Source organism: Quadrisphaera sp. KR29, from assembly GCF_052644995.1.
In genome coordinates, this window is the sequence record NZ_JBQXXG010000001.1 from 378379 (window position 1) to 403681 (window position 25303).

At 76.2% G+C, this 25303-nt stretch carries 20 protein-coding genes, 1 tRNA gene and 1 pseudogene; 13 read left to right on the plus strand and 9 right to left on the minus strand.

Going from position 1 to position 25303, the window contains the following annotated elements:
• Positions 1 to 294: 294 nt before the first annotated feature.
• Entirely contained in the window at positions 295 to 909 is a 615-nt protein-coding gene (locus ACUN9U_RS01570) for a M48 metallopeptidase family protein (protein WP_445483164.1), read from the plus strand.
• A gap of 106 nt (positions 910 to 1015) precedes the next feature.
• On the opposite strand, the gene ACUN9U_RS01575 is transcribed toward ACUN9U_RS01570, so the two are convergent.
• Together ACUN9U_RS01575 and ACUN9U_RS01580 are read right to left on the minus strand one after the other, a co-directional pair.
• Positions 1016 to 1585 (minus strand): NUDIX hydrolase, encoded by a 570-nt coding sequence (locus ACUN9U_RS01575; protein WP_445483165.1) that lies wholly within the window; start codon positions 1583 to 1585, stop codon positions 1016 to 1018.
• A gap of 7 nt (positions 1586 to 1592) precedes the next feature.
• Complete coding sequence (locus tag ACUN9U_RS01580) at positions 1593 to 3152, minus strand: zinc-dependent metalloprotease (protein WP_445483166.1); 1560 nt, start codon at positions 3150 to 3152, stop codon at positions 1593 to 1595.
• Positions 3153 to 3338: 186 nt separating this feature from the next.
• On the opposite strand from ACUN9U_RS01580, the gene ACUN9U_RS01585 reads away from it, so the two are divergent.
• The 4 genes from ACUN9U_RS01585 (at position 3339) to ACUN9U_RS01600 (ending at position 9066) form a co-directional block, all read left to right on the plus strand.
• Positions 3339 to 4520, plus strand: a complete 1182-nt coding sequence (locus ACUN9U_RS01585) for an NAD-dependent epimerase/dehydratase family protein (protein WP_445483167.1) — start codon at positions 3339 to 3341, stop codon at positions 4518 to 4520.
• Positions 4517 to 5641 (plus strand): YlbL family protein, encoded by a 1125-nt coding sequence (locus ACUN9U_RS01590; RefSeq protein WP_445483168.1) that lies wholly within the window; start codon positions 4517 to 4519, stop codon positions 5639 to 5641. The genes ACUN9U_RS01585 and ACUN9U_RS01590 overlap by 4 nt, the downstream gene beginning before the upstream one ends.
• A gap of 277 nt (positions 5642 to 5918) precedes the next feature.
• A complete protein-coding gene (locus ACUN9U_RS01595; RefSeq protein ID WP_445483169.1) occupies positions 5919 to 8885 on the plus strand; it encodes a UPF0182 family membrane protein in 2967 nt (988 codons plus the stop codon).
• Between the two features lie 107 nt (positions 8886 to 8992).
• Positions 8993 to 9066: transfer RNA gene (locus tag ACUN9U_RS01600), tRNA-Met, on the plus strand.
• Positions 9067 to 9153: 87 nt separating this feature from the next.
• Here the strand turns inward: ACUN9U_RS01600 and hisN are convergent.
• Positions 9154 to 9942: a histidinol-phosphatase gene (gene hisN, locus ACUN9U_RS01605; protein WP_445483170.1), complete on the minus strand. Its 789-nt coding sequence runs from the start codon at positions 9940 to 9942 to the stop codon at positions 9154 to 9156.
• Between the two features lie 37 nt (positions 9943 to 9979).
• On the opposite strand from hisN, the gene ACUN9U_RS01610 reads away from it, so the two are divergent.
• Both ACUN9U_RS01610 and ACUN9U_RS01615 read left to right on the plus strand, forming a co-directional pair.
• Positions 9980 to 10324, plus strand: a complete 345-nt coding sequence (locus ACUN9U_RS01610) for a DUF2087 domain-containing protein (protein WP_445483171.1) — start codon at positions 9980 to 9982, stop codon at positions 10322 to 10324.
• Between the two features lie 37 nt (positions 10325 to 10361).
• Positions 10362 to 11012 carry a hypothetical protein gene (locus ACUN9U_RS01615; protein WP_445483172.1) on the plus strand — a complete coding sequence of 217 codons (651 nt, stop codon included), beginning with the start codon at positions 10362 to 10364 and terminating at the stop codon, positions 11010 to 11012.
• Positions 11013 to 11051: 39 nt separating this feature from the next.
• Here ACUN9U_RS01615 and rsgA read toward each other — a convergent pair whose 3' ends face one another.
• The 3 genes from rsgA to ACUN9U_RS01630 form a co-directional block, all read right to left on the minus strand.
• On the minus strand, positions 11052 to 12128 hold the full coding sequence (gene rsgA, locus ACUN9U_RS01620) for a ribosome small subunit-dependent GTPase A (RefSeq protein ID WP_445483173.1): 1077 nt from the start codon (positions 12126 to 12128) through the stop codon (positions 11052 to 11054).
• Positions 12128 to 13468, minus strand: coding sequence for a 3-phosphoshikimate 1-carboxyvinyltransferase (aroA, locus tag ACUN9U_RS01625; RefSeq protein ID WP_445483174.1), 1341 nt, complete (start codon positions 13466 to 13468; stop codon positions 12128 to 12130). Before aroA ends, rsgA begins: the two co-directional genes overlap by 1 nt.
• Before the next feature lie 177 nt (positions 13469 to 13645).
• Positions 13646 to 14209, minus strand: coding sequence for a DoxX family protein (locus ACUN9U_RS01630; RefSeq protein WP_445483175.1), 564 nt, complete (start codon positions 14207 to 14209; stop codon positions 13646 to 13648).
• A 234-nt stretch (positions 14210 to 14443) separates the two neighbouring features.
• On the opposite strand from ACUN9U_RS01630, the pseudogene ACUN9U_RS01635 reads away from it, so the two are divergent.
• Together ACUN9U_RS01635 and rsrA are read left to right on the plus strand one after the other, a co-directional pair.
• A pseudogene (locus tag ACUN9U_RS01635) lies at positions 14444 to 15088 on the plus strand (sigma-70 family RNA polymerase sigma factor); the annotation flags it as partial.
• The gene (gene rsrA / locus ACUN9U_RS01640; protein ID WP_445483176.1) at positions 15085 to 15396 is read left to right on the plus strand and encodes a mycothiol system anti-sigma-R factor; all 312 of its coding nucleotides are present in this window, start codon (positions 15085 to 15087) and stop codon (positions 15394 to 15396) included. The pseudogene ACUN9U_RS01635 and the gene rsrA, both read left to right, overlap by 4 nt.
• A gap of 106 nt (positions 15397 to 15502) precedes the next feature.
• On the opposite strand, the gene ACUN9U_RS01645 is transcribed toward rsrA, so the two are convergent.
• Positions 15503 to 15577, minus strand: a complete 75-nt coding sequence (locus tag ACUN9U_RS01645) for a 50S ribosomal protein bL37 (protein ID WP_370591786.1) — start codon at positions 15575 to 15577, stop codon at positions 15503 to 15505.
• Between the two features lie 205 nt (positions 15578 to 15782).
• Here ACUN9U_RS01645 and ACUN9U_RS01650 point away from each other — a divergent pair, with 205 nt between their 5' ends.
• The 3 genes from ACUN9U_RS01650 to ACUN9U_RS01660 all read left to right on the plus strand — a co-directional run bounded on the left by ACUN9U_RS01650 (position 15783) and on the right by ACUN9U_RS01660 (position 18842).
• Positions 15783 to 16850: a type IV pilus twitching motility protein PilT gene (locus ACUN9U_RS01650; RefSeq protein WP_445483208.1), complete on the plus strand. Its 1068-nt coding sequence runs from the start codon at positions 15783 to 15785 to the stop codon at positions 16848 to 16850.
• 85 nt (positions 16851 to 16935) lie between these two features.
• The gene (locus ACUN9U_RS01655; RefSeq protein WP_445483177.1) at positions 16936 to 17838 is read left to right on the plus strand and encodes a YhjD/YihY/BrkB family envelope integrity protein; all 903 of its coding nucleotides are present in this window, start codon (positions 16936 to 16938) and stop codon (positions 17836 to 17838) included.
• 17 nt (positions 17839 to 17855) lie between these two features.
• Complete coding sequence (locus ACUN9U_RS01660; protein WP_445483178.1) at positions 17856 to 18842, plus strand: zinc-binding dehydrogenase; 987 nt, start codon at positions 17856 to 17858, stop codon at positions 18840 to 18842.
• Between the two features lie 131 nt (positions 18843 to 18973).
• Here the strand turns inward: ACUN9U_RS01660 and ACUN9U_RS01665 are convergent, their stop codons facing one another.
• A complete protein-coding gene (locus ACUN9U_RS01665) occupies positions 18974 to 19579 on the minus strand; it encodes a GDSL-type esterase/lipase family protein (protein ID WP_445483179.1) in 606 nt (201 codons plus the stop codon).
• A gap of 7 nt (positions 19580 to 19586) precedes the next feature.
• Positions 19587 to 23507, minus strand: a complete 3921-nt coding sequence (locus tag ACUN9U_RS01670) for a multifunctional oxoglutarate decarboxylase/oxoglutarate dehydrogenase thiamine pyrophosphate-binding subunit/dihydrolipoyllysine-residue succinyltransferase subunit (RefSeq protein ID WP_445483180.1) — start codon at positions 23505 to 23507, stop codon at positions 19587 to 19589.
• Between the two features lie 128 nt (positions 23508 to 23635).
• Between ACUN9U_RS01670 and ACUN9U_RS01675 the strand changes: the two genes are divergently transcribed.
• The gene (locus ACUN9U_RS01675; RefSeq protein WP_445483181.1) at positions 23636 to 25099 is read left to right on the plus strand and encodes a GuaB1 family IMP dehydrogenase-related protein; all 1464 of its coding nucleotides are present in this window, start codon (positions 23636 to 23638) and stop codon (positions 25097 to 25099) included.
• Positions 25100 to 25303: the final 204 nt, after the last annotated feature.

Below are 25303 nucleotides of genomic sequence, written 5' to 3' on the forward strand. Positions count from 1 at the left end.
GTGTGGCGGTCCGCGCCACCGTAGCGGCTGGTCCGGACACCGGTGCCTGGCAGCAGTCGTCCCCCGGTCGGTGGGCCGTGCCGCCTTCCCCTGCGGTGGGCCCCCCGACCGGAGGACTGCTCCTGACGGTAGGGCCGGCGCCCCCGACCGTCAACGCGGGGACGCCCGTCCGGCCCTGTCCGCCGGGGCGTGCGCCACCGCCCCGGCGGACGGCGCCACCAGCGGGTCCCCCACCTGGCCGCCAGCCGGGTGTCGTGGCCGGTGGAGGGGCGTGCGGGGCAGTAGCGTTGGCCCATGGCGGCGCAGGGGGCGCGAGCGGTCGGGACCGACCCCGCGCACGCCCCCGCGACCCCGCCGTCCGGCCCGCCGCCCGTGGAGGTGCGGCGCAGCGCCCGGCGCCGGCGCACCGTGACGGCCTTCCGCGACGGCGGCACCGTGGTGGTCTGCATCCCCGCCGGCTTCACCCGCGCCCAGGAGCGCGTCTGGGTGGAGCGGATGGTCTCCCGGCTCGCGGCGCAGGACCAGCGGCGCCGTCCCAGCGACGAGGCGCTCGCCCGTCGCGCCTCCGAGCTCAGCGCGCGCTACCTCGGGGGGCGGGCCCGTCCCTCCAGCGTGCGGTGGGTGGCCAACCAGACCACCCGGTGGGGCTCGACCACCACCGCCGACGGCACCATCCGCCTCTCCGACAGGCTCCAGGGCATGCCCTCCTGGGTGGTCGACTACGTGCTGGTCCACGAGCTGGCGCACCTGCTCGAGCACGGCCACGGCGAGGCCTTCTGGGAGCTCGTGGAGGCGTACCCGCGCACCGAGCGCGCCCGCGGCTACCTGGAGGGCTTCGCCACCGCCCGCGACCTGCCGATCGACGACGTCGACGACGGCGCCGACCCGGCCGCGCAGCTGCCCGGCTGACGCTGAGCGGCGCGCCGCCGCCCTTCCCGCAACCGGGCGCCCGGCTGCGCTTCCCGCCCACCCTGGAACCGCATCCGGGCGCCCGGCTGCGAGGACGGGGGAGGCTTCAGGCGCGCAGCAGCGCGGCCGCCCGCCGCAGCCGCGGTGGCACGTCGGGCGCGACGCCGCCCGGCAGCGCGTCGAGGGGGAACCAGGCCACCCTGTCGCTCTCGGCGCTGACCACCGGCTGGGCCCCCTCGGGAGCGGTGAGGACGAAGGCGACGTCGAGGTGCTCCCGGCAGCGCCCGAACGCCGCTCCGAGGGCGTGGCGGTGCAGGTCCACCAGCCCCGCGGCCGGGCGCAGCAGCGGACCGAGGCCGGTCTCCTCGGAGGCCTCGCGCACGGCGGCGGCGAGCAGGGAGGCGTCAGCGCCCTCGAGGTGGCCGCCCGGCTGCAGCCACGCCCGGGCCTTGCGGTGCAGCAGGAGCAGCGCCCGGGTGGCGCTCTCGTCCAGCACCAGCGCGGAGGCCGTCAGGTGGGCCGGCGGGCCGGCGCGGTGCAGGGCGCTGCCGGCGAAGCCACCGCCCGCGCCGGGGTGGGCGGCGAGCTGGGCGCGGTAGTCCGCGACCAGCGCGGCCTGCTCGGGGTCGGCCGGGCGCAGCCGCGCCAGCTCGGCGTCGGCCTCGGCGGGGGTCACCGGGCCGTCAGCGGGGCGGGCCGGCGGGCCCGCCGCCGGGGTGGCCGTCGCCCGGGTGGCCGTCGCCGGGCTGGCCGTCGCCGGGCTGCTCGGGACGCGGGTCGTCGCCGCGGGGGTCCTCGCCGCGCAGCAGCGCCTCCAGGGCGGCGTCGACGTCGGCCGAGGCGGCCTCCGCGTCGCTGCGCCGGGTGGCGTACCCGTCGGGGTCGTCCAGGTCGGCCGCGGTGGGGAGCAGGTCGGGGTGCGCCCACACGGCGTCGCGGCCCTCCGGACCGCGCGCCGCCTCGACCGCCGCCCACAGGCGGGAGGCCTCGCGCAGGCGCCGCGGGCGCAGCTCCAGGCCCACCAGGCCGGCCATGACGTGCTCGGCGGGTCCGCCGACGGCGCGGCGGCGCCGCACCGCCTCCCGCAGCGCCGCGGTGCTGGGCAGCGTCGAGCGGGTCGCGGCGTCGACGACGTGGTCGACCCAGCCCTCCACCAGCGCCAGCGCCGTCTCCAGGCGCTCCAGCGCCGCCTGCTGCGCGGGGGTCTTCTCCGGCTCGAGCACCCCCGAGGCCAGCGCCTCCTGCAGCGCGGTCGGGTCGGAGGGGTCGATGCTGCGCACCGCCTCCTCGATGCGGCCCGTGTCCAGGGTGATCCCCCGCGCGTAGGCCTCCACCGTGCCCAGCAGGTGGCCCCGCAGCCACGGCACGCCGGCGAACAGCCGCGCGTGGGCGGCCTCGCGCGCGGCCAGGAACAGGCGCACCTCTCCGGCGGGCACCCCGAGCCCGTCGGCGAAGGCGGCCACGCCGCTGGGCAGCAGCGCGGTGGTGCTCCCGGCGACCAGGGGGATGCCGACGTCGGTGGCGGAGACCACCTCGTGGGACAGCCCGCCCACGGCCTGGCCGAGCTGGGCGCCGAAGACCGTGCCGCCCAGGGAGCGCATCATCGAGCTGGCACCGGCGACCATGGCGCGCGCCTCCTCCGGCACCTGCTCGGCCATGGCCGAGGCGACGGCGTCGGCGACGCTGCTGGCCACCGGCTCGGCCAGGCGCTTCCAGGTGGGCAGCGTGGCCTCGACCCACTCCGCGCGCGACCAGGCGCGCCCGGCCGCGGAGGCGGAGGACAGGTCGGTCACCGGGTCGAGCCACAGGTCGGCCAGGCGCAGCGCCTCGGCCACCTCCCGCTCCTGCGAGGAGCTGGGCGCGGGGTCGCCCTCGGCGACGGCGGCCTGGCGGGCGACGTCGTGCGCCAGCTGCCAGTTCACAGGGCCGTCTCCGGCGGAGGCCATGAGCTGCTGCACGGCCGCCACCGCCTGCGCCATGGCCTGCGGGTCCTTCTGGAGCTGCTCGAACAGCTGGGCGGGGTCGATGCCGCCGGGCAGGCCGCCCTGGCCGCCCGGCCCGCCGAGCCCGCCCAGGCCACCGAGGCCGCCCAGACCACCGAGGCCGCCCGGGAGGCCGCCGGGTGCGCCGCCCCCGAGGGCGGAGAACAGCTGGGACAGGGGGTCCTGGGGCCCGCCGGAGGAGCCGGGGCTGCCCTCCTCCGGGTCCTCGTCGGGACGAGGGGGCGGCGGGGTGTCGGGCACCGGTCCTCCAGCCGCGGGTCGGGACGAGCGGTGGCGGTGCGGCGGCCGCCGCCGGGACGACGCGGCAGGATGTGCCTGGCGCCGTCCTCACCCACGGTACCCACGGGGAGCCGGTGGTGGCCGCCCCGGAGCGCCGCCGGCAGCGGGCGCCGCGGCCGGACCTGGTGGAGCGGAGGAGGATCGCTGGTGGCTGACCCGGTGGACGGCGCCGCGCGGGCCGCGCCGCCCGAGGACGGCCACGTCGTGGTCACCGGCGCGCAGTCGCCCGCGGGGCGCGCCCTGGCACGACGGCTCGCGGCCCGGGGCGCCGTCGTCGTCGCCCTGGAGGACACCGCGGCGCCGGACCCCGCACCGGGCGGCCGCCGGCCGGACCAGCCGGACGCCGACGCCGGGACGGGCGGCCGGCTGCGCCGGGTCCGGGTCGACCTCACCACCCCCGACGTGCTCGCCGCGATGTCGGCGGGCCAGCCCCCGGCGGCGGTGGTCCACGTGGCGCTCGACAGCGACCTGCGCGCGGCCCTGGCCGTGCCCGCGGCCACCCGGCGCGAGCGCGCCGAGGCGTCGGTGCGGGCGGTGGTGACGGCCGCGGCGGCGGCCGGTGCGCGCAGGCTCGTCCTGGTCAGCAGCGCCATGGTGCACGGCGCGCTGCCGGACGCGCCCGTGCCGCTGCCCGACGGCGCCCCGCTGCTGGCCGCCCCCGATGACGGCCTGGTGGGCGACCTGCTCGCGGTGGAGGAGGTGTGGGCGCGCGCGGCGCAGGCGATGCCGGGCGTCCCGACGGCCGTGCTGCGGCCCGCCGCGGTGGTCGGTCCGGGGGTCGACACGGTGGTCACCCGCTCGTTCGAGGTGCCCCGGCTGCTGGCGCTGCGCGAGCGGGCGCCGGTGTGGCAGTTCTGCCACGTCGACGACCTCGCCGCCGCGGTCGCCGTCGTCCTGCGCGAGGGGCTCACCGGGGCGATGGGCGCCGGTGCGGACGGCGTGCTCGTGCACGAGGCGCTGGAGCGCTCCTCCGGGCTGCGCTCGGTGGAGCTGCCCGCCCGCCTGGCCCACGCGACGGCGGAGCGCCTGGCACGCCTGGGGCTGCTGCCGACGCCCGCCGGCGACCTGGCCTACGTCGTGCACCCGTGGGCGGTCTCCTCCGAGCGGCTGCGCGCCGCGGGGTGGCGCCCGGAGCACGGCAACGAGGAGTGCCTGGCCGTGCTGCTGGAGGACGTGCGCGAGCGGCGGGCCGCCCGGCGCGGCGCCGCGACCGGCCCGCGCCTGCCGAGCCAGGCGGCGCTGGGCGCGGCCGGGGCGGCCGGGGCGGCGGTCGCCGTCGTGGCCACGGCGGCGGTGCTGCGCCAGGCCCGGGCCAGGCGGGGCCGGTGAGCGCGCCCACCCCGGAGCCCGCCGACGGGCTCGCGGCGGCTCCGGGAGCCGGCCCGGCGGCACCGGAGCGGGTGCGGGCCTCGGCGCGGGCGGTGGCCGCGCTGGTGTGCGGAGCGGTGTCCGTGGCGCTGGTCTCGGTGGTCGCGCTGGTGCCGGTGCCGTTCGCCGTGGAGAGCCCCGGACCGGTGCGCGACGTGCTGTCCGGCGAGGGCGACCAGCGCCTGATCACCATCACCGGGGCCCGCACCTACCCGACGTCGGGCTCCCTGGACCTCACCACGGTCCGGGTCAGCGGGGGACCGGGCAGGTCCCTGGACCTCGGTGGGCAGGTCGCCGCCTGGCTGGACGACGACAGCGCCGTGCTGCCGGCGGCCGCGCTGTTCCCCCCGGGCGCCACCGAGGAGCAGGTCGACCAGAGCAACGCCGCCGCCTTCACCGGCTCCCAGCAGGCCGCCACCGTCGCCGCGCTGACCGAGCTCGGCTACGACGTGCCCGTGCGGGTGGTGGTCACCGACGTGGTGACCGGCTCCGGGGCCGCGGGCCTGCTGCGCGACGGCGACGTCGTGACGGCCGTGGACGGCTCGCCCGTCACCGGTGCCTCCGCCCTGCGCGACGCGGTGCGGGCCGTGGGCGCGGGGGGCCGGGCCGGTGTGGAGGTGGAGCGCGACGGCGCCCGCCAGGACGTGGTCGTCCCCGTCGGCGCCGGTGAGGACGGCTCACCGGTGCTCGGCGTCCTCGTGAGCGAGCGCGCCGAGCCACCGGTGGACGTGCGCATCGCCGTGGACCAGGTCGGCGGGCCCAGCGCCGGGCTGGTGTTCGCCCTCGGCGTCGTCGACCTGCTGACGCCGGGGGAGATGACCGGCGGGCAGCGGTTCGCGGGCACGGGGACGATCGACTCCACGGGCGCGGTCGGCGCCATCGGCGGGGTCCGGCAGAAGATGCTCGGCGCCCGCGCCGCGGGCGCCGAGGTGTTCCTGGCGCCCCAGGCCAACTGCGCGGAGGTGGCCGGGCACGTGCCGGACGGGCTGCGCGTGGTGGCCGTCTCGACCCTGGCCCAGGCCCGGCGGGCCGTGGAGGAGGTCGGCAGCGGCGGCGGCCGCGACCTGCCCGGCTGCCCCTGAGCGCCCGGCCCGTCGACCGGCCCGCTGACCGGCTGGGCAGCTGGTCAGGCGGTTCCCAGCCAGCCGTGACCCTCCTGTGATCGCCCGGGGGCGGTCCGGGGGACCTGCGCCCCAGCGGGGCGTGCGACGATCTGAGCCCGCCCCGAGCCGCCCGTCGGAGCTCCGACGGGCTTGATGGAGGAAGAGCCCGGTGACGTCGCCACCGCCCCGCCCACCGCGCCCGGGTGCGCCCGGCACAGCCCGGGGGGGTCCGCAGCGCCGCCGTCCGCTGGTCCCGGTGCTCGTGGGCGTCGCCGTCGTCCTGCTGCTGCTGAGCCTGCTGACCAACGTCATCACCGAGGTCCTGTGGTTCCGCCAGGTCGGGTTCAGCCAGGTGTACCTGACCCAGCTGGCGCTGCGGGTGGTCCTCTTCCTGGTCGCCGGGGCGCTGATGGCGGCGGCGGTGGCGGCCAGCATGGCGCTCGCCTACCGCCACCGGCCGGTCTACGCCCCCGTGCCCGGCCCCGCGGCCAGCCTGGACAGGTACCGCGAGGGGCTGGAGCCGCTGCGCCGCGTGCTCACCGTCGTCCTGCCGCTGCTGCTGGGCCTGTTCGCGGGCTCCGCCGCCTCCAGCCGCTGGGAGACGGTGCTGCTGTGGTGGAACCGCACCAGCTTCGGGCAGGTCGACCCCGTCTTCGGGCACGACGTCGGGCTGTACGTCTTCACCATCCCCTTCGTGCGGTTCGTGGTGGGCCTGCTCACGGCCGTCGTGCTGCTGGCCGGCATCGCCGGCGCGGTGACGCTGTACCTGTACGGCGCCCTGCGCGTCTCCGGGCCGGGCGCGCGCACCACCGTCGCGGCCCGCGTGCAGCTGGCCAGCACGGCCGCGGTGCTCGTGGGCCTGCAGGCGGTGAGCTACTGGCTCGACAGGTACTCCACGCTGACCAACACCCACGCCCGCTTCGCCGGCGCCAGCTACACCGACGTCGCCGTCGTCGTCCCGGCGCGGGGGATCCTGGCCATCGCGGCCGTGATCTGCGCGGTGCTCTTCGTCGTCACCGCGGTGCGCGGCGGCTGGCGCTTCCCGGCCGCCGGGGTGGGCCTGCTCGTCGTCGTCGCCGTCGTGGCGGCCGGCATCGTGCCCGCGGTCGTGCAGCGCGTGCAGGTGGTGCCGAACGAGGCGAACGTCGAGGCGCCGTACATCGCGGACAACATCGAGGCGACGCGCGCGGCGTTCGGGCTCGCCGACACGGAGGTCACCCGCTACACCCCCGACCAGCAGGCGACGCCCGGCGCGCTGCAGGGGGACTCGGGCACCACGGCGAGCATCCGCATCCTGGACCCGGCCGTCGTCCCGCCCACGTTCGGGCAGAACCAGCAGGTCAGGAACTTCTACCAGTTCCCCGACCCGCTCGACGTCGACCGCTACCAGCTCGGTGACTCCAGCCAGGACGTCGTCGTGGCGCTGCGCGAGCTCAACCTCAGCGGCATCGGCAACCAGTCGTGGGTCAACACCCGGACCCAGTACACGCACGGGTACGGCCTGGTGGCCGCGGCCGGCAACGAGCAGGGCGGCAGCGGCCTGCCCCGCTACCTCGAGGGGGGCATCCCCACGAGCGGCTCCCTGCCGGAGTACGAGCCGCGCATCTACTTCGGGGAGAACAGCCCGGAGTACTCCATCGTGGGTGCGCCCGACGGCGCCCCCCGCCAGGAGATCGACTACCCGGACGACACGGCCGAGGGCGGGGAGGTCCGCTACACCTACACCGGCGACGGCGGGCCCAGCGTGGGCAACTACCTCGAGCGGGCGCTGTACGCGATCAAGTTCCGCGACGCCAACATCCTGCTCTCCAGCTCGCTGAACCCCGAGAGCCAGATCCTGTACGACCGCACCCCGCGCGAGCGCGTGCAGAAGGTGGCGCCCTTCCTCACCCTGGACGGCGACCCGTACCCGACGATCGTCGACGGCCGGGTCCTGTGGGTGGTCGACGGCTACACGACCTCCTCGGAGTACCCGTACTCCCAGCCGCAGCCCCTGGAGGCGGCCACCACCGACACCCTGACCACGGCGTCGGGCACGGTGGCGGCGCTGCCGCCGCGGACCGTCAACTACATGCGCAACTCCGTCAAGGCGACCGTGGACGCCTACAGCGGTGCGGTGCGCCTGTACGCCTGGGAGCCGGACGACCCGGTGCTGCGCGCCTGGGACAGGGCCTTCCCGGACGCCCTGCGCCCGATCTCGGAGATGACGGCCGACCTGGTCTCCCACGTGCGCTACCCCGAGGACCTCTTCAAGGTCCAGCGCACGGTGCTGTCGAGCTACCACGTGACCAACCCGGGCGCGTTCTTCTCCCAGCAGGACTTCTGGACCTCGCCCCCGGAGCCGACGGCACCGACCCAGCAGGGCACGACGGCGCCGGCCCAGCCCCCGTACTACCTCACGCTGCAGATGCCGGGGCAGGACGAGCCCTCGTTCTCCCTGACCACGACGTACATCCCGCGCAACCAGGCGGGGCAGGCGGGCCGGAACATCCTCACCGGCTACCTCGCGGTCGACGCCGACGCCGGCTCCACGGCCGGGCAGAAGGCGCCCGGGTACGGCGCGCTGCGGCTGCTGCAGCTGCCCACCGAGGGCACCGTGGAGGGCCCCGGCCAGGTGCAGGCGGAGATCAACGCCGACCCGAACGTCCAGCAGGAGCTCAACATCCTGCGCCTGGGCGGGTCGTCGGTGATCAACGGCAACCTGCTGACGCTGCCCGTCGGGGACGGCCTGCTCTACGTCCAGCCGGTGTACGTGCAGAGCACCGGTGAGACGGCCTACCCCGTGCTGCGGCGCGTGGTGGCCTCCTTCGGGGACAACATCGGCTTCGCCCCCACGCTCAACGAGGCCCTCAACGAGGTCTTCGGCGGCGACTCGGGGGCGCAGGCCGGCGACGTCGGCCAGGGCTCCGGCGACGAGCCGCCGCCCGGTGCGACCCCCGGCGACGGGACGACTCCCTCGCCGTCGCCCTCGGAGAGCGCTCCCAGTGCTGCGCCGAGCACGCCTGCGCCCTCGCCGAGCGCCCCCGGCACCCCGCTGCCGGCCGACGCGCAGGCGGCGCTGCAGGAGGCCATCCAGGCCGACCAGGACGCCCAGCAGGCCCTGCAGCGCGGCGACTTCGCCGCCTACGGCGAGGCACAGCAGCGGCTGCGGGCGGCCCTTGAGGCTGCGGCGGCCGCCGGTGGCGCCGCCAGCCCCTCGGAGGCCGCGGGCGCCACGGGCTGAGTCCGCGGCGCCCCGGCGCCGCTCCCACCTGACGGGTTCCCACCGCTGCGGCGGTGGGGACCCGTTTTGGCTCCCCGCCGGAGGTCGGGTAGTGTTCATCTCACCGACGCGGGGTGGAGCAGCTCGGTAGCTCGCTGGGCTCATAACCCAGAGGCCGCAGGTTCAAATCCTGCCCCCGCTACTCCTGGCGAAGGCCGTCGATCCTCTGGATCGGCGGCCTTCGTGCTGTCCAGGGTGTGCCGGCGCGGCCGCTGCGCCGGCCCGGTCGTCAGCGGCGCGCCAGCAGCCCGAGCACCTCGTCGTGCAGCAGGCCGTTGGTGGCCACCGCGTTCCCGCCGTGCGGGCCGTCCTGCCCGTCCAGCGAGGTGAAGCGCCCCCCGGCCTCGGTGACCACCGGCACCAGCGCCGCCATGTCGTGCAGCGCCAGCTCGGGCTCGCAGGCGATGTCGGCGGCGCCCTCGGCCACGAGCACGTAGCTCCAGAAGTCGCCGTAGCCGCGCGTGCGCCAGACCTTCCGCGTGAGGTCGAGGAAGCCCTCCAGGCGCCCCGCCTCCTCCCACTCCCAGATCTCGGAGTGGGACAGGCTGGCGTCACCGAGGGCGGAGACCTGCGAGACCTGCAGCCGCTTCGCCGAGCTCAGGCGCGGCCCGGTGTAGGCGCCGGTGCCCCGCGCCGCCCACCACCGGCGGTTCAGCGCCGGCGCCGAGATCACCCCGAGCACGGGCTCCCCGTCGTCGAGGAGGGCGATGAGCGTGGCCCACACCGGCACGCCGCGGACGAAGTTCTTCGTCCCGTCGATCGGGTCGACGACCCACTGCCGCCCCGAGGAGCCCCGGGAGGTGCCGCTCTCCTCGCCCACGAAGCCGTCGCGGCTGCGAGTGCGGCTCAGCTGCGACCTGACGATCTCCTCGGCGGCCCTGTCGGCGTCCGTCACGGGCGTCAGGTCGGGCTTGGTCTCGACCACCAGGTCGCGGGCCTTGAAGCGGGCGGAGGTGAGGTTGTCCACGGCGTCGGCGATGACGTGCGCGAGCCTCAGGTCGTCGTCGTAGAGAGGCACACGGGGCACCGTAGCGGTCCCGCCTACCCTGGGTGACGTGGTCCCCGCACCTCACGGCAGCACGAGCGGCAGCACCGACGGCGCGATCGGCGAGCCGCTGCAGCAGGCCCTGGCGGGGCGCGAGAAGGTGCTGCGGGCCTTCCTGGACGCCGACGGCCGGCTGACCAGCATCCCCGCCAAGCGCGCCAAGCGCCTCGTGGTGCTCGACCTCATCGCCAGGGTCTTCGAGCCGGGGGAGCGCTACCCCGAGCTGGAGGTCAACGCCCTCCTGCGGGCCTTCCACGACGACGTCGCCGCCCTGCGCCGCTACCTCGTCGACGAGGGCTTCCTCGACAGGGCCGACGCGGTCTACTGGCGCACCGGCGGCTCGGTCGACCTCTGACCCTGCGCGAGCACGGGGCCCGGCACAGGATCGGGGCGTGCCCCTGCAGCCCTACGCCGCCAGCCCCGCTCGCCGCGCCCGCCAGGTGACCGCCGACGTCGCCGTCCTGGTCTGGGCGGTGGTGTGCGTCGTGACCGGGGTGGTGGTCCACGGCGCCGTCGCCGCCCTCGCCGACCCGGCGCGCTCCCTGTCCCGCGGCGCGGGCGGCCTGAGCGACCAGCTGGGCGGCGCCGCCGATGCCGCGGGACGCGTGCCGCTGGTCGGTGACGAGCTGGCCTCGCCCCTGACGGGCGCCAGCGGCTCCGCCGGCGACCTCGCCACCGCCGGCGCGGACCTCGCAGCGACGATCGGCCACCTGGCGACCGTCCTCGGGCTCGCCGTCGCGGTGCTGCCCGTGCTGCTCGTCGTGGCGCTGTGGCTGCCGGTGAGGCTGCGCTTCGCCCGGCGGGCGGGGGCCGCGCGGGCCTGGCTGGACGGCGACGCCGACGTCCAGGGCGAGACCCGGCGCAGCCGCACCGAGCTCCTCGCCTGGCGGGCTCTGGCGAGCCAGCCCCTCTCGGCGCTGGCGGCCGTCAGCCCCGACCCGCTGGCCGACGTCCGCCGCGGCGACCCGCGGGCCACGCAGGCCCTGGCCGCTCTCGAGCGCCGCGCCCTCGGCCTGCCGGATGGCCGTCCCCGGCGGTCCTGATGCCCGGACGTGCTCCGGAAGCCGGTGACCCGGGCAGGCTCAGCGCAGGTCGGCCTCCCCGGAGCGGCTGCGCAGCAGGCGCCGCAGCGAGTCCAGCCGCGCCGGACCGGCCTCCCCGGCGGCGCCGGAGGCCACGTAGGCGTCCAGGGCGCACTCGGTGGTCACCGCGTCGTCGTGGGTGCAGCCGCGCGGGCACTCCGCCGTGCCCGGCTCGAGGTCGCCGAAGGCCCGCAGCAGCCGCTCGGGGGTCAGGTGCGCCAGACCGAAGCTGCGCACGCCCGGGGTGTCGATGACCCAGCCGGCCCGCGCGCCGTCGCCGTCGCGCAGCGACAGCGCCACCGCGGAGCTGGAGGTGTGCCGTCCGCGCCCGGTGCTCTCGTTCACCGTGCCGGTCGCCCGGCCCGCGCCCGGCACCAGCGCGTTGACCAGCGTCGACTTGCCCACGCCGGACGGCCCGACGAGCACGCTCTCGTGCCCGGTCAGCCGCTCGCGCACGGCGTCGACGCCGTCCAGCACGCGGGTCCCGTCCTCCAGGACCCGGCGGCGCACCACGAGCACCGGCACGTCGAGCGCCGCCCACGCCGCGAGCGCCTCGGCGGGGTCGCCCAGGTCGGCCTTGGTCAGCACGAGCACCGGCTCCAGGCCGCCGTCGTAGGCGGCGGCCAGGCACCGGTCCACCATGCGCTGCACGGGTGCCGGGTCGGCCACGGCCGTCACCACGAGCAGCTGGTCGGCGTTCGCCACGAGCACCCGCTCCACGGGGTCGGTGTCGTCGGCGGTGCGCCGCAGCACCGAGCTGCGCTCCTCGATCCTCACCACCCGCGCGAGGGTGTCGACGGCGCCGCTGGTGTCGCCGACCACGCCGACCCGGTCGCCCACGGCGATGCCGGCCCGGCCCAGCTCGCGGGCGCGCATCGCCACGACCTGCCGCTCGTCGTCCTCGCCCTCCCCGACGAGGACGGTGATCCGGCCCCTGTCGATGGTGAGCACGCGCGCCGGCACGGCCTCGGCGTGGTCGGGGCGGTCCTTGGTGCGCGGGCGCGACCCGCGGCGGTTGGGCCTGACCCTGACGTCGCGCTCGTCGTAGCCGGAGGCGCGCCGGCGGTCCTCGGCCATCAGCGGGCGAGCATCCCCGCCCACAGGCCCGTGAAGCCGGGCAGGGTCTTGGCGGTGGTGCCCACGTCGAGGACGACGACGCCGGGCACCACCAGGCCCAGCACCGCCGCCGCCGTCGCCATCCGGTGGTCTCCGTAGGTGGAGAACCTGCCGCCGTGCAGCGGCCGCGGCCGGATGAGCAGCCCGTCCCCGGTCTCGGAGACGTCGCCGCCGAGGGCGTTCAGCTCCGCGGCCAGCGCCGCGAGCCTGTCGGTCTCGTGGCCGCGCAGGTGGGCGATGCCGCGCAGCCGGGTGGGGGTGTCGGCGAGCGCGGCGACCGCGGCCAGCACCGGGGTGAGCTCCCCGACGTCGTGCAGGTCGGCGTCGATGCCGGAGACGCCGTCGCCACCGCGCACGGTGAGGCCCTCGGGGGTGAGGTCGACGTCGGCGCCCATCTCGTCGAGCAGGTCGCGCAGCGCGTCACCGGCCTGCGTGGTGCGCTGCGGCCAGCCCGGCACGGTGACCCGTCCGCCGGTGACCAGCGCCGCCGCGAGGAACGGCGCGGCGTTGGACAGGTCGGGCTCGACGTCGACGTCGAGGGCGCCCACCCGGCCGGGCGCCACCCGCCACCGCGTGCCCGAGGCGCCGCCGCTGGCGGGCAGGTCGGACTCGACCTCCACCCCGGCGTCGCGCAGCACCTGCTCGGTCATCACCAGGTGCGGCGCGCTGGGCACGGGCGGTCCTTCGTGGACCACCTCGACGCCGGCGTCGGTGCGGGCGCCGGCCAGCAGCAGCGCGGAGACGAACTGGCTGGAGGCGCTCGCGTCGAGCACCGTCCGCCCGCCGGGCAGCCGGCCGGCGCCGTGCACCGTGAACGGCATCAGGCCGCGGCCGCCGTCGTCGAGGTCGGCTCCCAGGTCGCGCAGGGCGCCGACCAGGGGCGCCATGGGACGGGTGCGGGCGTGGGCGTCGCCGTCGAAGGTGGTGTCGCCGCTGGCCAGGGCGGCCACCGGCGGCAGGAAGCGCATCACGGTGCCGGCCAGCCCGCAGTCCAGCGGTCCGGCGCCGCGCAGCGCCCCGGGCTCCACGCGCCAGCCGGGGACGGCGTCAGCGGGGCCGGCAGGCAGGTCGCTCACGCGGGCGCCGAGGGCGGAGACCGCGGCGGCCATGAGGAGGGTGTCGCGCGAGCGCAGCGGGGCCCGCAGCTCCGAGGGTCCCTCGGCGAGCGCCGCCAGGACGAGGTAGCGGTTGGTCAGGGACTTCGAGCCCGGCAGGCGGACCTCGGCGTCGACGCCGGCCTCGCTGGTCGGGGCCTCCCACTCCGGGGGTGCGGTGGCTGCCGTGCTCGTGGAGGCGCTCATCGCCGCCGAGCCTACGGCGGTGCCGGCGGGCTGGCGACGAGCCGGACCCCGTCCGCGCCACCCCCCGCGCCCCGGCGGCGGCGCCCCAGCACGGCGGAGGACGACGACGGGCCGGGTCCTGCGGTGCAGGACCCGGCCCGTGCCGGTGCCCGCCGCGCGCGCGGCGGGCGGGGTGGTTCAGCCGCGGGCGTCGAGCCGCTTCTGGGCGCGCTTGGCGCTCTTGCGGGCCTTCTTCTGCGTGCGCTTGGCCACGGCCGTGCCGGCGGCGGTGACGGCCTTGGCCGAGCGCTGGGTCTGCTTGGCGGCGTGCTGGGCGCGCCAGGCCAGGCCGGGCTTGCCGTCGAGGTCGACCGCGGCGATGAGCAGCCCGCCGAACAGCGCCGCGTTCTTCAGGGCCTGCACCAGCTGCAGCTGGCGGGTCTTGGGGTCGGGCGCCTCCCAGAACCGGTGCCCGGTGAGGGTGGTGGGCACCAGGGAGGCGGCGAGCACCGCCGAGGAGGCCCGCGGCGCCTTGCCCAGGGCCAGCGCCACGCCGGCGGTGGTCATCAGGGCGCCGTTGAGGCGGACCAGGCCGGCGTCGTCGCTGGGCAGGGTCACGGGGCCCACGGCCAGGCCCTTGAGGGCGGGGATGATCGGGCCGCCCCCGTCGGTCTTGGCGGAGGGCTTGCGGAGCTGGTCGATGCCGCCGTGGATGAACGGGGCCGCCAGCAGCGGTCGGGCGAGACGACGGACGAGGCTCATGCAGCCGTCCTACCGCACCGGCCGACGGCCCGCACCACGGGCGGTGCCCGGCCGGCCACCGGAACAAGCCCCGGACGGGCGGCGTTGCACGGCGTGGCGGACGCCAGACCCGCCGGAGCAGGAGGAGCGCGTGCTCGTCGCCGAACCGCTTGGAGAAGCCCTCGTCCCACCCCCGCGACTATCGTGGGGGGCGATGAGCGACGACCCCACCACCAGTGCCGCGACCGCCGGTGAGACCACCGACGACGCGTCGGAGAGCACGGTGCGGGCTCCGAGGAGACCACCGAGGAGCGCACGGCCCGCTTCGAGGCCGAGGCCCTGCAGCACCTCGACCAGCTGTACTCCGCGGCGCTGCGCATGACGCGCAACCCCGCCGACGCCGAGGACCTGGTGCAGGAGGCGTTCGCCAAGGCCTTCGCCAGCTTCCACCAGTACCGCCCGGGCACCAACCTCAAGGCCTGGCTGTACCGGATCCTCACCAACACCTACATCAACACCTACCGCAAGAAGCAGCGGCAGCCGCAGCAGGCGGCCACGGACGAGATCGAGGACTGGCAGCTGGCGCGCGCCGAGGCGCACAGCTCGACGGGCCTGCGGTCGGCGGAGACGGAGGCGCTCGACCACCTCCCCGACTCCGACGTCAAGAGGGCCCTGCAGGCCGTCCCGGAGGACTTCCGGATGGCGGTCTACTACGCGGACGTCGAGGGCTTCGCGTACAAGGAGATCGCCGAGATCATGGGAACGCCGATCGGCACCGTGATGTCGCGCCTGCACCGCGGACGCCGCATCCTGCGCCACCAGCTGGAGGACTACGCGCGGGACCGCGGGCTCATCCCCGCCGCCAGCGCCGCCGCCGCGGGCACGGGGGAGGCGTCGTGAGCGCGGAGTGCGACGGCGTCCTGGAGCGCATCTACTCGGTGCTCGACGGGGAGGCGACCGTCGCCGAGCTCGCCGACATCCACCGGCACCTGGAGGCCTGCCCGCCCTGCCTGGAGGAGTACGAGGTGGAGGCGGCGCTGAAGGCCCTCGTGCGCCGGTGCTGCGTCGAGCAGGCCCCGGCGGACCTGCGCGCGAAGATCGTCGCCTCCATCACCAGGGTGCAGACCGTGCAGACGGTCACCGCGCGCTCCGCGGAGGGCACCTCGGTGGTCACGCGCGTCACCCGCACCACCACGGTCGAGGGCTGAGCACACCCGCCACCGCACCGCCGGCGGGCGGGGCGCAGCGACGAGAGGCCGGGACCCGACGGGTCCCGGCCTCTCGTGCTGCCAGCAGCTGTCGCTGCCCGCTCCCTCAGGAGTTGGGGCGCTTGCCGTGGTTGGCGCCACCCTTCTTCCGGTCGCGGCGCTTGCGTGCGCGCTTGCTCATGGCGGGACCTCCTCACCGTCTCGGGGCTGCGCTGACGTCGTCAGGCTCACCTCGATGGTCCCACAGGCTCAGGTGCCCGCCGCCACGAGCCGATGGCCACGGGGTGACCCAGGTCAGCGACGGCGCGCGCGTCCCCGCCCAGAGCCACCCGGCCCCCGGGCCGTCGACGCCGCCGTCGACGCCGCCGTCGACGCCGCCGTCGACCGTGCAGCAGTACCTGCGCGCCCTGGTCGAGCTGTCCGGCTCCGACCTGCACTGCAAGGTGGGCTCCCCGCCGCGGATCCGCATCGACGGTCGCCTGCGCAAGCTGCGCGCGCCCGAGCTGCTGCCGGCGGACACCGAGCAGATGGTCGCCGAGGTGCTGCGGCCCGACCTCGCCGACGACTTCGCGCGCACCAGCGAGGCCGACTTCGCCTACTCCATCGCCGGCGTCGGCCGCTTCCGCGTCAACGCCTACCGCCAGCGCGGCTCCGCGGGCCTGGTCTTCCGCCGGGTCTCCACCACGCCGATCGGCCTGGAGGAGCTCGGGCTGCCCGCGGTCATCTCCTCGCTGGCGCTGGAGCCGCGCGGGCTGGTGCTGGTCACCGGGCCCACCGGCTCGGGCAAGACCACGACGCTGTCGAGCATGGTCGACCACATCAACAGCACCCGCGAGTGCCACATCATGACCCTGGAGGACCCCGTCGAGGTCCTGCACCCCGACAAGCTGGGCATGGTCAGCCAGCGCGAGGTGCGCGTGGACACCCGCGACTTCGCCACGGCCCTGCGCGCCGCGATGCGCCAGGACCCCGACGTCATCCTCGTGGGGGAGATGCGCGACGCCGAGACCGTGCGGGCGGCGCTGTCGGCCGCCGAGACCGGTCACCTGGTGCTCTCCACGCTGCACACGACCGACGCCACCGAGACCGTCTCGCGCATCGTCGACTTCTTCCCGCCCCACGAGCAGCAGCAGGTGCGCCTGGGGCTGGCCGGCTCGCTGCGCGGCATCGTGTGCCAGCGCCTCGTGCAGCGGGCCGACGGCCAGGGGCGCGTCGTCGTCCTGGAGGTGGCCGTGGGCACCCCGCGCCTGGCCCAGGCGGTGGCCGAGCCGGCGCTCACGGCGGGCATCCACGACCTCATCGCCGACGGCGCCTTCTACGGCATGCAGACCTTCGACCAGGCCCTGGTCGCGCTGGTGCGCGACGGCGTGGTCAGCGAGGAGGACGCCCTGGGCGCCTCCAGCCACCCGCACGACCTGGCCGTGGAGCTGCGCCGGCTCGGCATCAGCAGCTGACCACCGGTCACGACGACGACGACGGCCGCGGCGGGTCGGCGGCTCCACCGCCGCGCGCGCACGCCCGAGCGGGCAGCATGGGGGTGTGAGCACCGTGGTCCCCCGAGCGCGGCGCCGGCCGGCCCCGCCGGCGTGGCGGGAGGTGCTGGCCGCGCTGCCCTGGGCGGTGCGCACCCAGCTCAGCCGCCAGGACCTGCTCCTGCACGGCGCCGCCGTGACGTTCTACGCGGCCATCGCCGGCGTGCCGATGCTCATGCTCGCCGTCCGGCTCTCCACCCTCGTCGTCGGCGAGGAGCGCATGCGCTACCTGGCGACGACGCTGGAGGCCGCCCTGCCGCGCAGCTCCGGCGCCGGGGCGGTGGCCCGCACCGTCATCGAGCAGGCCGCCTCCACCAGCTGGTTCGTGGCGCTCTTCGCCGCCTTCGCGGCCAGCCTGTACGGGGAGGGGCTGCGCCGCGCCTACGGCTCGCTGGACCGGGTCACCGAGCGGCGCACCGGCTGGCGCGGCCGCATCGCCGTCCTGCCCGTGCTGGCCGCCGCGCCGCTGCTGCTGCTGGCGGTGCTGGGGATCACCCCGATGCTGGCCACGCTGTTCAGCGAGGGGCGCGCCGCCGCCACCGCGCTGGGGGTCTACGTGGCCCTCAACGTCGACTGGATCGCCGTGTCCGTTCCGCTGGCGTGGTCCTTCCGCGTGGTGGCGCCCGACCCGCCGTCCTGGCGCCTCGCCCTGGTCGGCGGGTTCGCCACTGGCGCGTTCATCTCCGGCTTCCTGCAGGGCTTCACGCTCTTCCTGTGGCTGCCCATCGACCTGGGCGCGCCGTTCGGCGGCAACCAGGCCGTCGGCGGCTGGACCGCCGTCCTGCTGTGGGTCTGGCTGCTCCACCTGGTCGCGCTGCTCGGCTACGTGGCCACCCAGCAGGCGGCCCGGCTGCTGGCCACCCGGCGCGAGGTGGCCGAGCTGGTGCGCCCGGGCGAGCCCGTGGCCTGAGGGCTAGCGTGGCCGGGGTGCTGGCCGCCCGCGCCGTCCGCAGCCCGGACACCCCGCCGTCGACCGAGCCCGGGGACGACCCCCTGGAGCACCTGGAGGTCGCCGAGCGCGAGCCGGCCCCCGTGCCCGAGGGCTGGGTGCCCGTGCAGGTGCGCGCCGCAGCCCTGAACCGCCACGACCTGTGGACGCTGCGCGGGGTGGGCGTGCACCCCGAGGCGCTGCCCGTGGTGCTCGGCTGCGACGCGGCAGGCACCACCGAGGACGGGCGCGAGGTCGTCGTCCACGCGGTCCTGTCCGACCCGGGCTGGGCGGGGGAGGAGACCCTCGACCCGCGCCGCACCCTGCTGTCCGAGCGCTGGCCCGGCACGCTGGCCCCGGTGGTGCGGGTGCCGGCCCGCAACCTCGTGGACAAGCCCGCCGAGCTCTCCTTCGAGGAGGCCGCGTGCCTGCCGACGGCGTGGCTGACCGCCTACCGGATGCTCTTCACGGGCTCGGGGACGGCGCCCGGGGACACCGTGCTCGTCCAGGGCGCCGGCGGCGGCGTGTCCACGGCGCTGGTCGCGCTGGCCGCTGCCGCGGGGCTGCGGGTGTGGGTGACCAGCCGCAGCGAGGAGCGCCGCGCCCGGGCGCTGGAGCTCGGGGCGCACGCGGCGTTCGAGCCCGGCCAGCGGCTGCCCGAGCGCGTCGACGCCGTGATGGAGAGCGTCGGGAGGGCCACCTGGGGGCACTCCCTGCGGTCGCTGAGGCCCGGCGGCACCGTGGTGGTGTGCGGGGCCACCACCGGCGACGCCCCGGCCGAGCTCACCCGCGTCTTCTTCACCCAGCTGCGCGTGGTCGGCTCCACGATGGGCAGCCGCGAGGAGCTCGGGCGCCTCGTGCGGCTGTGCGCGACGACGGGCGTGCGTCCCCTCGTGGACGACGTGCTGCCGCTGGCCGAGGCCGCCGAGGGGCTGCGCCGGCTGGAGGCCGGCGAGGTGTTCGGCAAGCTCGTCATCCGCCCCTGACCCCCTGCTCCCGTTCCGCAGCCGAGCGCCTGGTTGCGGTATCTGGGGTGGTGGAACCGCAACCGAGCGCCTGGTTGCGGTATCTGGGGTGGTGGAACCGCAGCCGAGCGCTTGGTTGCGGCTTTCGGTGGTCAGGGGGTGAGCGGCAGGCCCAGCCAGGCGTGCCAGCCGCCGTGCAGCACGAGCCAGGCGAGCAGGCCGTAGCCCACCTGCCCGGGGTGCACGCCGTCACCGGCCTCCAGGTCGGCGATCCACTGGTCGTGCGCGAGCAGCGGCCCGAAGCAGTCGACGTAGGGCACCCCGCGGCGACTGGAGACGTCGGCCCAGCCGCCGGCCAGCTCGGCCACCGCCGCGCGCAGCGACGGGTCGAGCGGCGGCGGCGGGCCGACCACGAAGGCCGGCACGTCGGAGGCGGCCGCGGTGTCCAGCACGTCGGCGAGGTTGAGCCGGCTGCGCGCCAGGGAGGAGCCCGCGGCGGCGTCGGCGGTCCCCAGCCCGATGACGAGCCGGTCGTCGGCGCCGCCCCAGCGCCGCGACGCCTCGGCGTGCCAGCGCTCGCGCAGGCGGGAGGTCGACTCCCCGGGCACCCCCAGCGCCATCACCGTCGCGGCGACCGCGTCGTGCTCGGTGCGGGTCCGGGCGGCGACCCGCCCGACCCACCCGAGCGCGCGCGGGTCGCCCACCCCGGCGACGAGGTCGTCCCCGACCACGCAGACGCGCGTGGCCGGAGCCCTCACCGCCGGCTCAACGGTCGAGCGCTTCCGCGACCAGGCTCTTCTGCTCCACCGCGTGGGCCTTGGACCGGCCGGTGGCCGGCGAGGCCGACGCGGGCCGGCTGACCCGGCGCACCGACCTGTCGGCCAGCACCTCCGCCAGCGCGTACCCGAGGAACGGCCACGCGCCCTGGTTGGCCGGCTCCTCCTGCACCCACACGAGCTCGGCGGAGGTCGGGAAGGCCGACAGCACCTCGCCCAGCCCGCGCGCGTCGAGCGGGTAGAGCTGCTCGAGGCGGACGACGGCGGTGCGCCGGTCGCCGCGCCGCTCCCGCTCGGCGAGCAGGTCGTAGGCGACCTTGCCCGAGCACAGCAGCACCCTGTCCACCGACGAGGCGTCGACGGCGCTCGGGTCGTCGCCGAGCACGGTCTGGAAGCCGCCCTCGGTGAACGCCGACACCGGCGAGCTGGCGGCCTTGAGGCGCAGCATCGACTTGGGCGTGAAGACCACCAGCGGGCGGCGCGGCCGCGCGTAGGCCTGGCGGCGCAGCAGGTGGAAGTGCGACGCGGGGGTCGAGGGCATCGCCACCGTCATGTTCTCCTCCGCGCACAGCTGGAGGAACCGCTCGATGCGCGCCGAGGAGTGGTCGGGCCCCTGCCCCTCGTAGCCGTGGGGGAGCAGCAGCACCACCGAGGAGCGCTGCGACCACTTCTGCTGGGAGGAGGAGATGAACTCGTCGATGATCGTCTGGGCCCCGCCGGCGAAGTCGCCGAACTGGGCCTCCCACATCACCAGCGCGTCCGGCCGCTCCACGGAGTAGCCGTACTCGAAGCCCATCGCGGCGTACTCGGACAGCAGCGAGTCGTACACCCAGAAGCGCGCGTCGCCGGTGGCGAACTTCTGCAGCGGCGTCCACTCGTCGCCCGTGACCCTGTCGATCAGGACGGCGTGGCGCTGGGCGAAGGTGCCGCGGCGGCTGTCCTGGCCGGCCAGGCGCACGCCGGTCCCCTCGGACAGCAGGGAGCCGATGGCCATGAGCTCGCCCATGGCCCAGTCGACGCCGCCCTCGCGCGTCATCTGGGCGCGCTTGTCGAGCATCGGGCGCAGCTTGGGATGCACCGTGAAGCCCTCGGGCAGCTCGGTGTGGGCTGCGCCGATGGCCTGCACCAGCTGGACGTCGACGGCGGTCTGCGAGGGGTCGGCCACCGACTCGTCGCGCTGGGAGGCCGGCCGGTCGAGACCGGCGTTGGTGCCGTCACCGGACGGGCGGGCCGGGGGCTCCGCGCCGTCCTTGGTCTCCTCGAAGGCGCGCTCGAGCTGCTGGCGGTAGTCGTCGAGGACCTTCTCCGCCTCCTCGAGCGTGATGTCGCCGCGGCCGATGAGGGCCTCGGTGTACAGCTTGCGGGTGCTGCGCTTGGCCTCGATGAGGCCGTACATCAGCGGCTGCGTCATCGAGGGGTCGTCACCCTCGTTGTGGCCGCGGCGGCGGTAGCAGACCATGTCGATGACGACGTCCTTGGCGAACTCCTCGCGGAAGGCGAACGCCAGCTTGGCCACGCGCACGCAGGCCTCGGGGTCGTCACCGTTCACGTGGAAGATCGGCGCCTGCACCATCCGCGCGACGTCGGTGCAGTAGAAGGAGGACCGCGAGCTGGCCGGCGCCGTCGTGAAGCCCACCTGGTTGTTGATGACCACGTGCACCGTGCCGCCGGTGCGGTACCCCCGCAGCTGGGACAGGTTCAGCGTCTCGGCCACCACGCCCTGGCCCGCGAAGGCCGCGTCGCCGTGCACGAGGACCGGCAGCACCGGGAAGCGCGAGCCGCCCAGGTTGATGCGGTCCTGCTTGGCGCGCACGATGCCCTCGAGCACCGGGTCGACCGCCTCCAGGTGGGAGGGGTTCGCGGCCAGGTAGACCTTCGTCTCGGCGCCGTCCTCGGCGGTGAAGACGCCCTCGGTGCCGAGGTGGTACTTCACGTCGCCGGAGCCCTGCACCGACTTGGGGTCCTGCACGCCCTCGAACTCGCGGAAGATCTGCGCGTAGCTCTTGCCGGCGATGTTGGCCAGGACGTTGAGGCGGCCCCGGTGGGCCATCCCGATGCCGACCTCCTCGATGCCGGCGTGGGCGGCCTCGGACAGCACCGCGTCGAGCAGCGGGATCACGGACTCCGCGCCCTCGAGGCTGAACCGCTTCTGGCCGACGTACTTGGTCTGCAGGAAGGTCTCGAAGGCCTCCGCGTCGTTGAGGCGCTTGAGCACCCGCAGGTGCCCCTCGCGGCTCAGCGGCGTGTACGGCCGCTCCACGCGCTCCTGGATCCAGCGGCGCTGCGCCGGGTCCTGGATGTGCATGTACTCCAGGCCGACGGTGCGGCAGTAGGAGTCGCGCAGGACGCCGAGGATGTCGCGCAGCTTCATCAGCGGCCTGCCGCCGAACCCGCCGGTGGGGAACTCGCGGTCGAGGTCCCACAGCGTCAGGCCGTGGTTGCGGATGTCCAGGTCGTGGTGGCGGCGCTGGCGGTACTCCAGCGGGTCGGTGTCGGCCATGAGGTGGCCGCGCACCCGGTAGGCGTGCACCAGCTCCACGACGCGCGCGGTCTTGCCGATCTCGTCGTCGTGGGACACGGAGATGTCCTGCACCCAGCGGACCGGCTCGTAGGGGATCCGCAGAGCGGTGAAGATCCCGTCCCAGAAGTCGTCGCCGAGCAGCTTGCCGTGCACCAGGCGCAGGAACTCCCCGGACTGCGCGCCCTGGATGATCCGGTGGTCGTAGGTGCTGGTCAGCGTGAGGGTCTTGCTGACCGCCAGGCGGGCGAGGGTCTCGGCGGAGGCGCCGGAGTACTCCGCCGGGTAGTCCATGGCGCCGACGCCGATGATCGTGCCCTGGCCCTGCACCAGGCGCGGCACCGAGTGCACGGTGCCGATGGTGCCGGGGTTGGTGAGGCTGATCGTGGTGCCGGCGAAGTCCGGAACGCCCAGGGCGCCGGAGCGGGCGCGGCGCACGAGGTCCTCGTAGGCGGCCCAGAAGTGGGCGAAGTCGAGGGTCTCGGCGTTCTTGATGGAGGGCACCAGCAGCTGGCGCGAGCCGTCCTTGGCGGGCAGGTCGATGGCCAGCCCGAAGTTCACGTGAGCGGGCTGCAGGACGCCGGGCTTGCCGTCGACCTCGGTGTAGGCCCAGTTCATCTCGGGCATCTCGCGCAGCGCCTCGACCACCGCGAAGCCGATGAGGTGGGTGAAGGAGACCTTCCCCCCGCGGGCCCGCTTGAGGTGGTTGTTGATGACGATGCGGTTGTCGATGAGGAGCTTGGCCGGGACCGTCCGCACGCTGGTGGCGGTGGGGACGGTGAGCGAGGCCTCCATGTTGGTGACCACGCGCGCGGCCGGGCCGCGCAGGCGCACCGCCGTGGGCTGGTCGCCGTCGCCGCCCGCGGCGGTGCGCGGGGCGGGCGCACCGGCCTGGGCGGGCGTGGGGGTGCTGCCGCGGGGGGCGGGGCGCTCGGCCGGCCGCGAGGGGCCGGGCGCGCCGGGCGAGGCCGGCACGTCGGTGCTCGAGGCCGGTGCCTTCGCGGGGGCGGTCGCCCTGGCGGGCGCCGGCTGCGGCGGGCTCACCGGCCGGGACGGGGCCGCTGCGGCGGCACCGCTGCCCGAGCCGCCGCCGCCGGAGCCGTTGCCCGACGCGCCGGCCGGGCCGCTGCTGGAGCCCGCCGCCGCGGAGCTGCGGCCGGGGGCGTCCCCGCCCCGGGCCTGCTGCCCCGAGCCGTTGGAGCCCTCCGGGGCCTCGGAGCCCTTCGCGGCGTAGCCGGCGAAGAAGTCCCACCACGCGGGGTCGACCGATGACCGGTCTGCGAGGTACTGCTGGTAGAGGTCCTCGACCAGCCATTCGTTGGCGCCGAACGCGGCAGCGGGGTCGAACCCCGGCCCGTCCTGGCGTCCACCGGTCGTCGGTGTCTGCGTCACGGCGAGGATCGCCCACTTCCACGTGTCGGCGCTGGCGAAGTCTTGCTGACCAACCCTACCCGCCCGCCGCGCGCCCGGAGGAGCGAGCCGGGCACCGCCCGGCCACCCCTCGGCTACCCTGGGTCCACGTGCGCTTCCTGCCCGGCCACCGGCCCGCGACGGACCTGACCTACAACGACGTCTTCCTCGTCCCCTCGCGGTCGGCGGTCACCTCGCGCCTCGACGTGGACCTGTCCAGCGACGACGCGACCGGCACGACCGTCCCCGTCGTCGTCGCCAACATGACGGCCGTCTCCGGCCGGCGCATGGCCGAGACGGTCGCCCGCCGCGGCGGGGTGGCGGTGCTCCCGCAGGACCTGCCCCTCGACGTCGTCCGCGAGGTCCTCGCCTGGGTCAAGGGCCGCCACCCGGTCCTGGAGACCCCCGTCGAGCTGTCGCCCACCGACACCGTCACCGACGCGCTGCACCTGCTGCCCAAGCGCTCCCACGGGGCCGCCGTCGTGCTCGACGCCCAGCGCTCGCCCGTCGGGGTGGTCACCGAGGCCGACTGCACCGGCGTCGACAGGTTCACCCAGGTCGGTGAGGTGATGACCCGCGAGCCCTTCGTGCTGCGCGGCGGCGAGGTGCTCGGCGAGGGCGGCCTCGAGCGGGCGTTCACCGCCCTGGACTCCTCCCGGCGCTCCTTCGCGCCCGTCGTCGACGACGACGGCCGGCTGCTCGGGGCGCTCACCCGCACCGGGTGCCTGCGCTCGCGGATCTACGCGCCGGCCCTGGACGCCTCGGGCCGGCTGCGCACCGGCGTGGCCATCGGCCTGGGCGGCGACGTCGCGGCCACCGCGCGCGCCGTCCTGGAGGCCGGCGCCGACGTGCTGGTGGTCGACACCGCCCACGGCCACCAGGAGCGCATGCTCAGCGCCCTGCGCGCCGTCTCCTCGGTGCGCGGGGCCTTCCCCGACGTGCCCGTGGTGGCGGGCAACGTGGTGACCGCCGAGGGCGTGCGCGACCTCGTGGAGGCCGGCGCCGACGTCGTCAAGGTCGGCGTGGGGCCGGGGGCCATGTGCACCACGCGGATGATGACCGGGGTCGGGCGCCCGCAGTTCTCCGCCGTGCTGGAGTGCTCCGCGGCGGCGCGCGAGCTGGGAGCGCGGGTCTGGGCCGACGGCGGGGTGCGCCACCCCCGCGACGTCGCGCTGGCGCTGGCGGCCGGGGCCAGCCAGGTGATGGTCGGCTCCTGGTTCGCCGGCACCCACGAGAGCCCCGGCGACCTCATGGTCGGCCCGGACGGGCGCGCCTACAAGGAGAGCTTCGGGATGGCCTCGGCGCGCGCGGTGGCGGCGCGCACCCGCACCGACAGCCCCTTCGAGCGGGCGCGCAAGGCGCTCTTCGAGGAGGGCATCTCCAGCTCGCGGATGCACCTGGACCCGCGGCGCCCCGGTGTCGAGGACCTGCTGGACCAGATCACCTCGGGCGTGCGCAGCGCCTGCACCTACGCCGGGGCCCGCGACCTCGCCGAGCTGCGCGAGCGCGCGGTGGTGGGCCTGCAGTCCGACGCCGGGTACCAGGAGGGCCGCCCGCTGCCCGCGGGCTGGTGAGCGCGCGCGGAGCGCTCTCGTGCCCCGAGCGGTGGCGCGCCGGCGCGGCGTGTCGCGCCGTTGCACGTCTGTGACCTGCGGCGAACGACAGTGGTGCAACTCCTTTTCCACAGGAAGTCCCGAAGTCCCCGACCTGCGGGTGCCTTTCTCCTAGGCTCGCACTCGTCGAAGCCCCGGCCGAGATGCTCCGCTGCACGTCAGCGG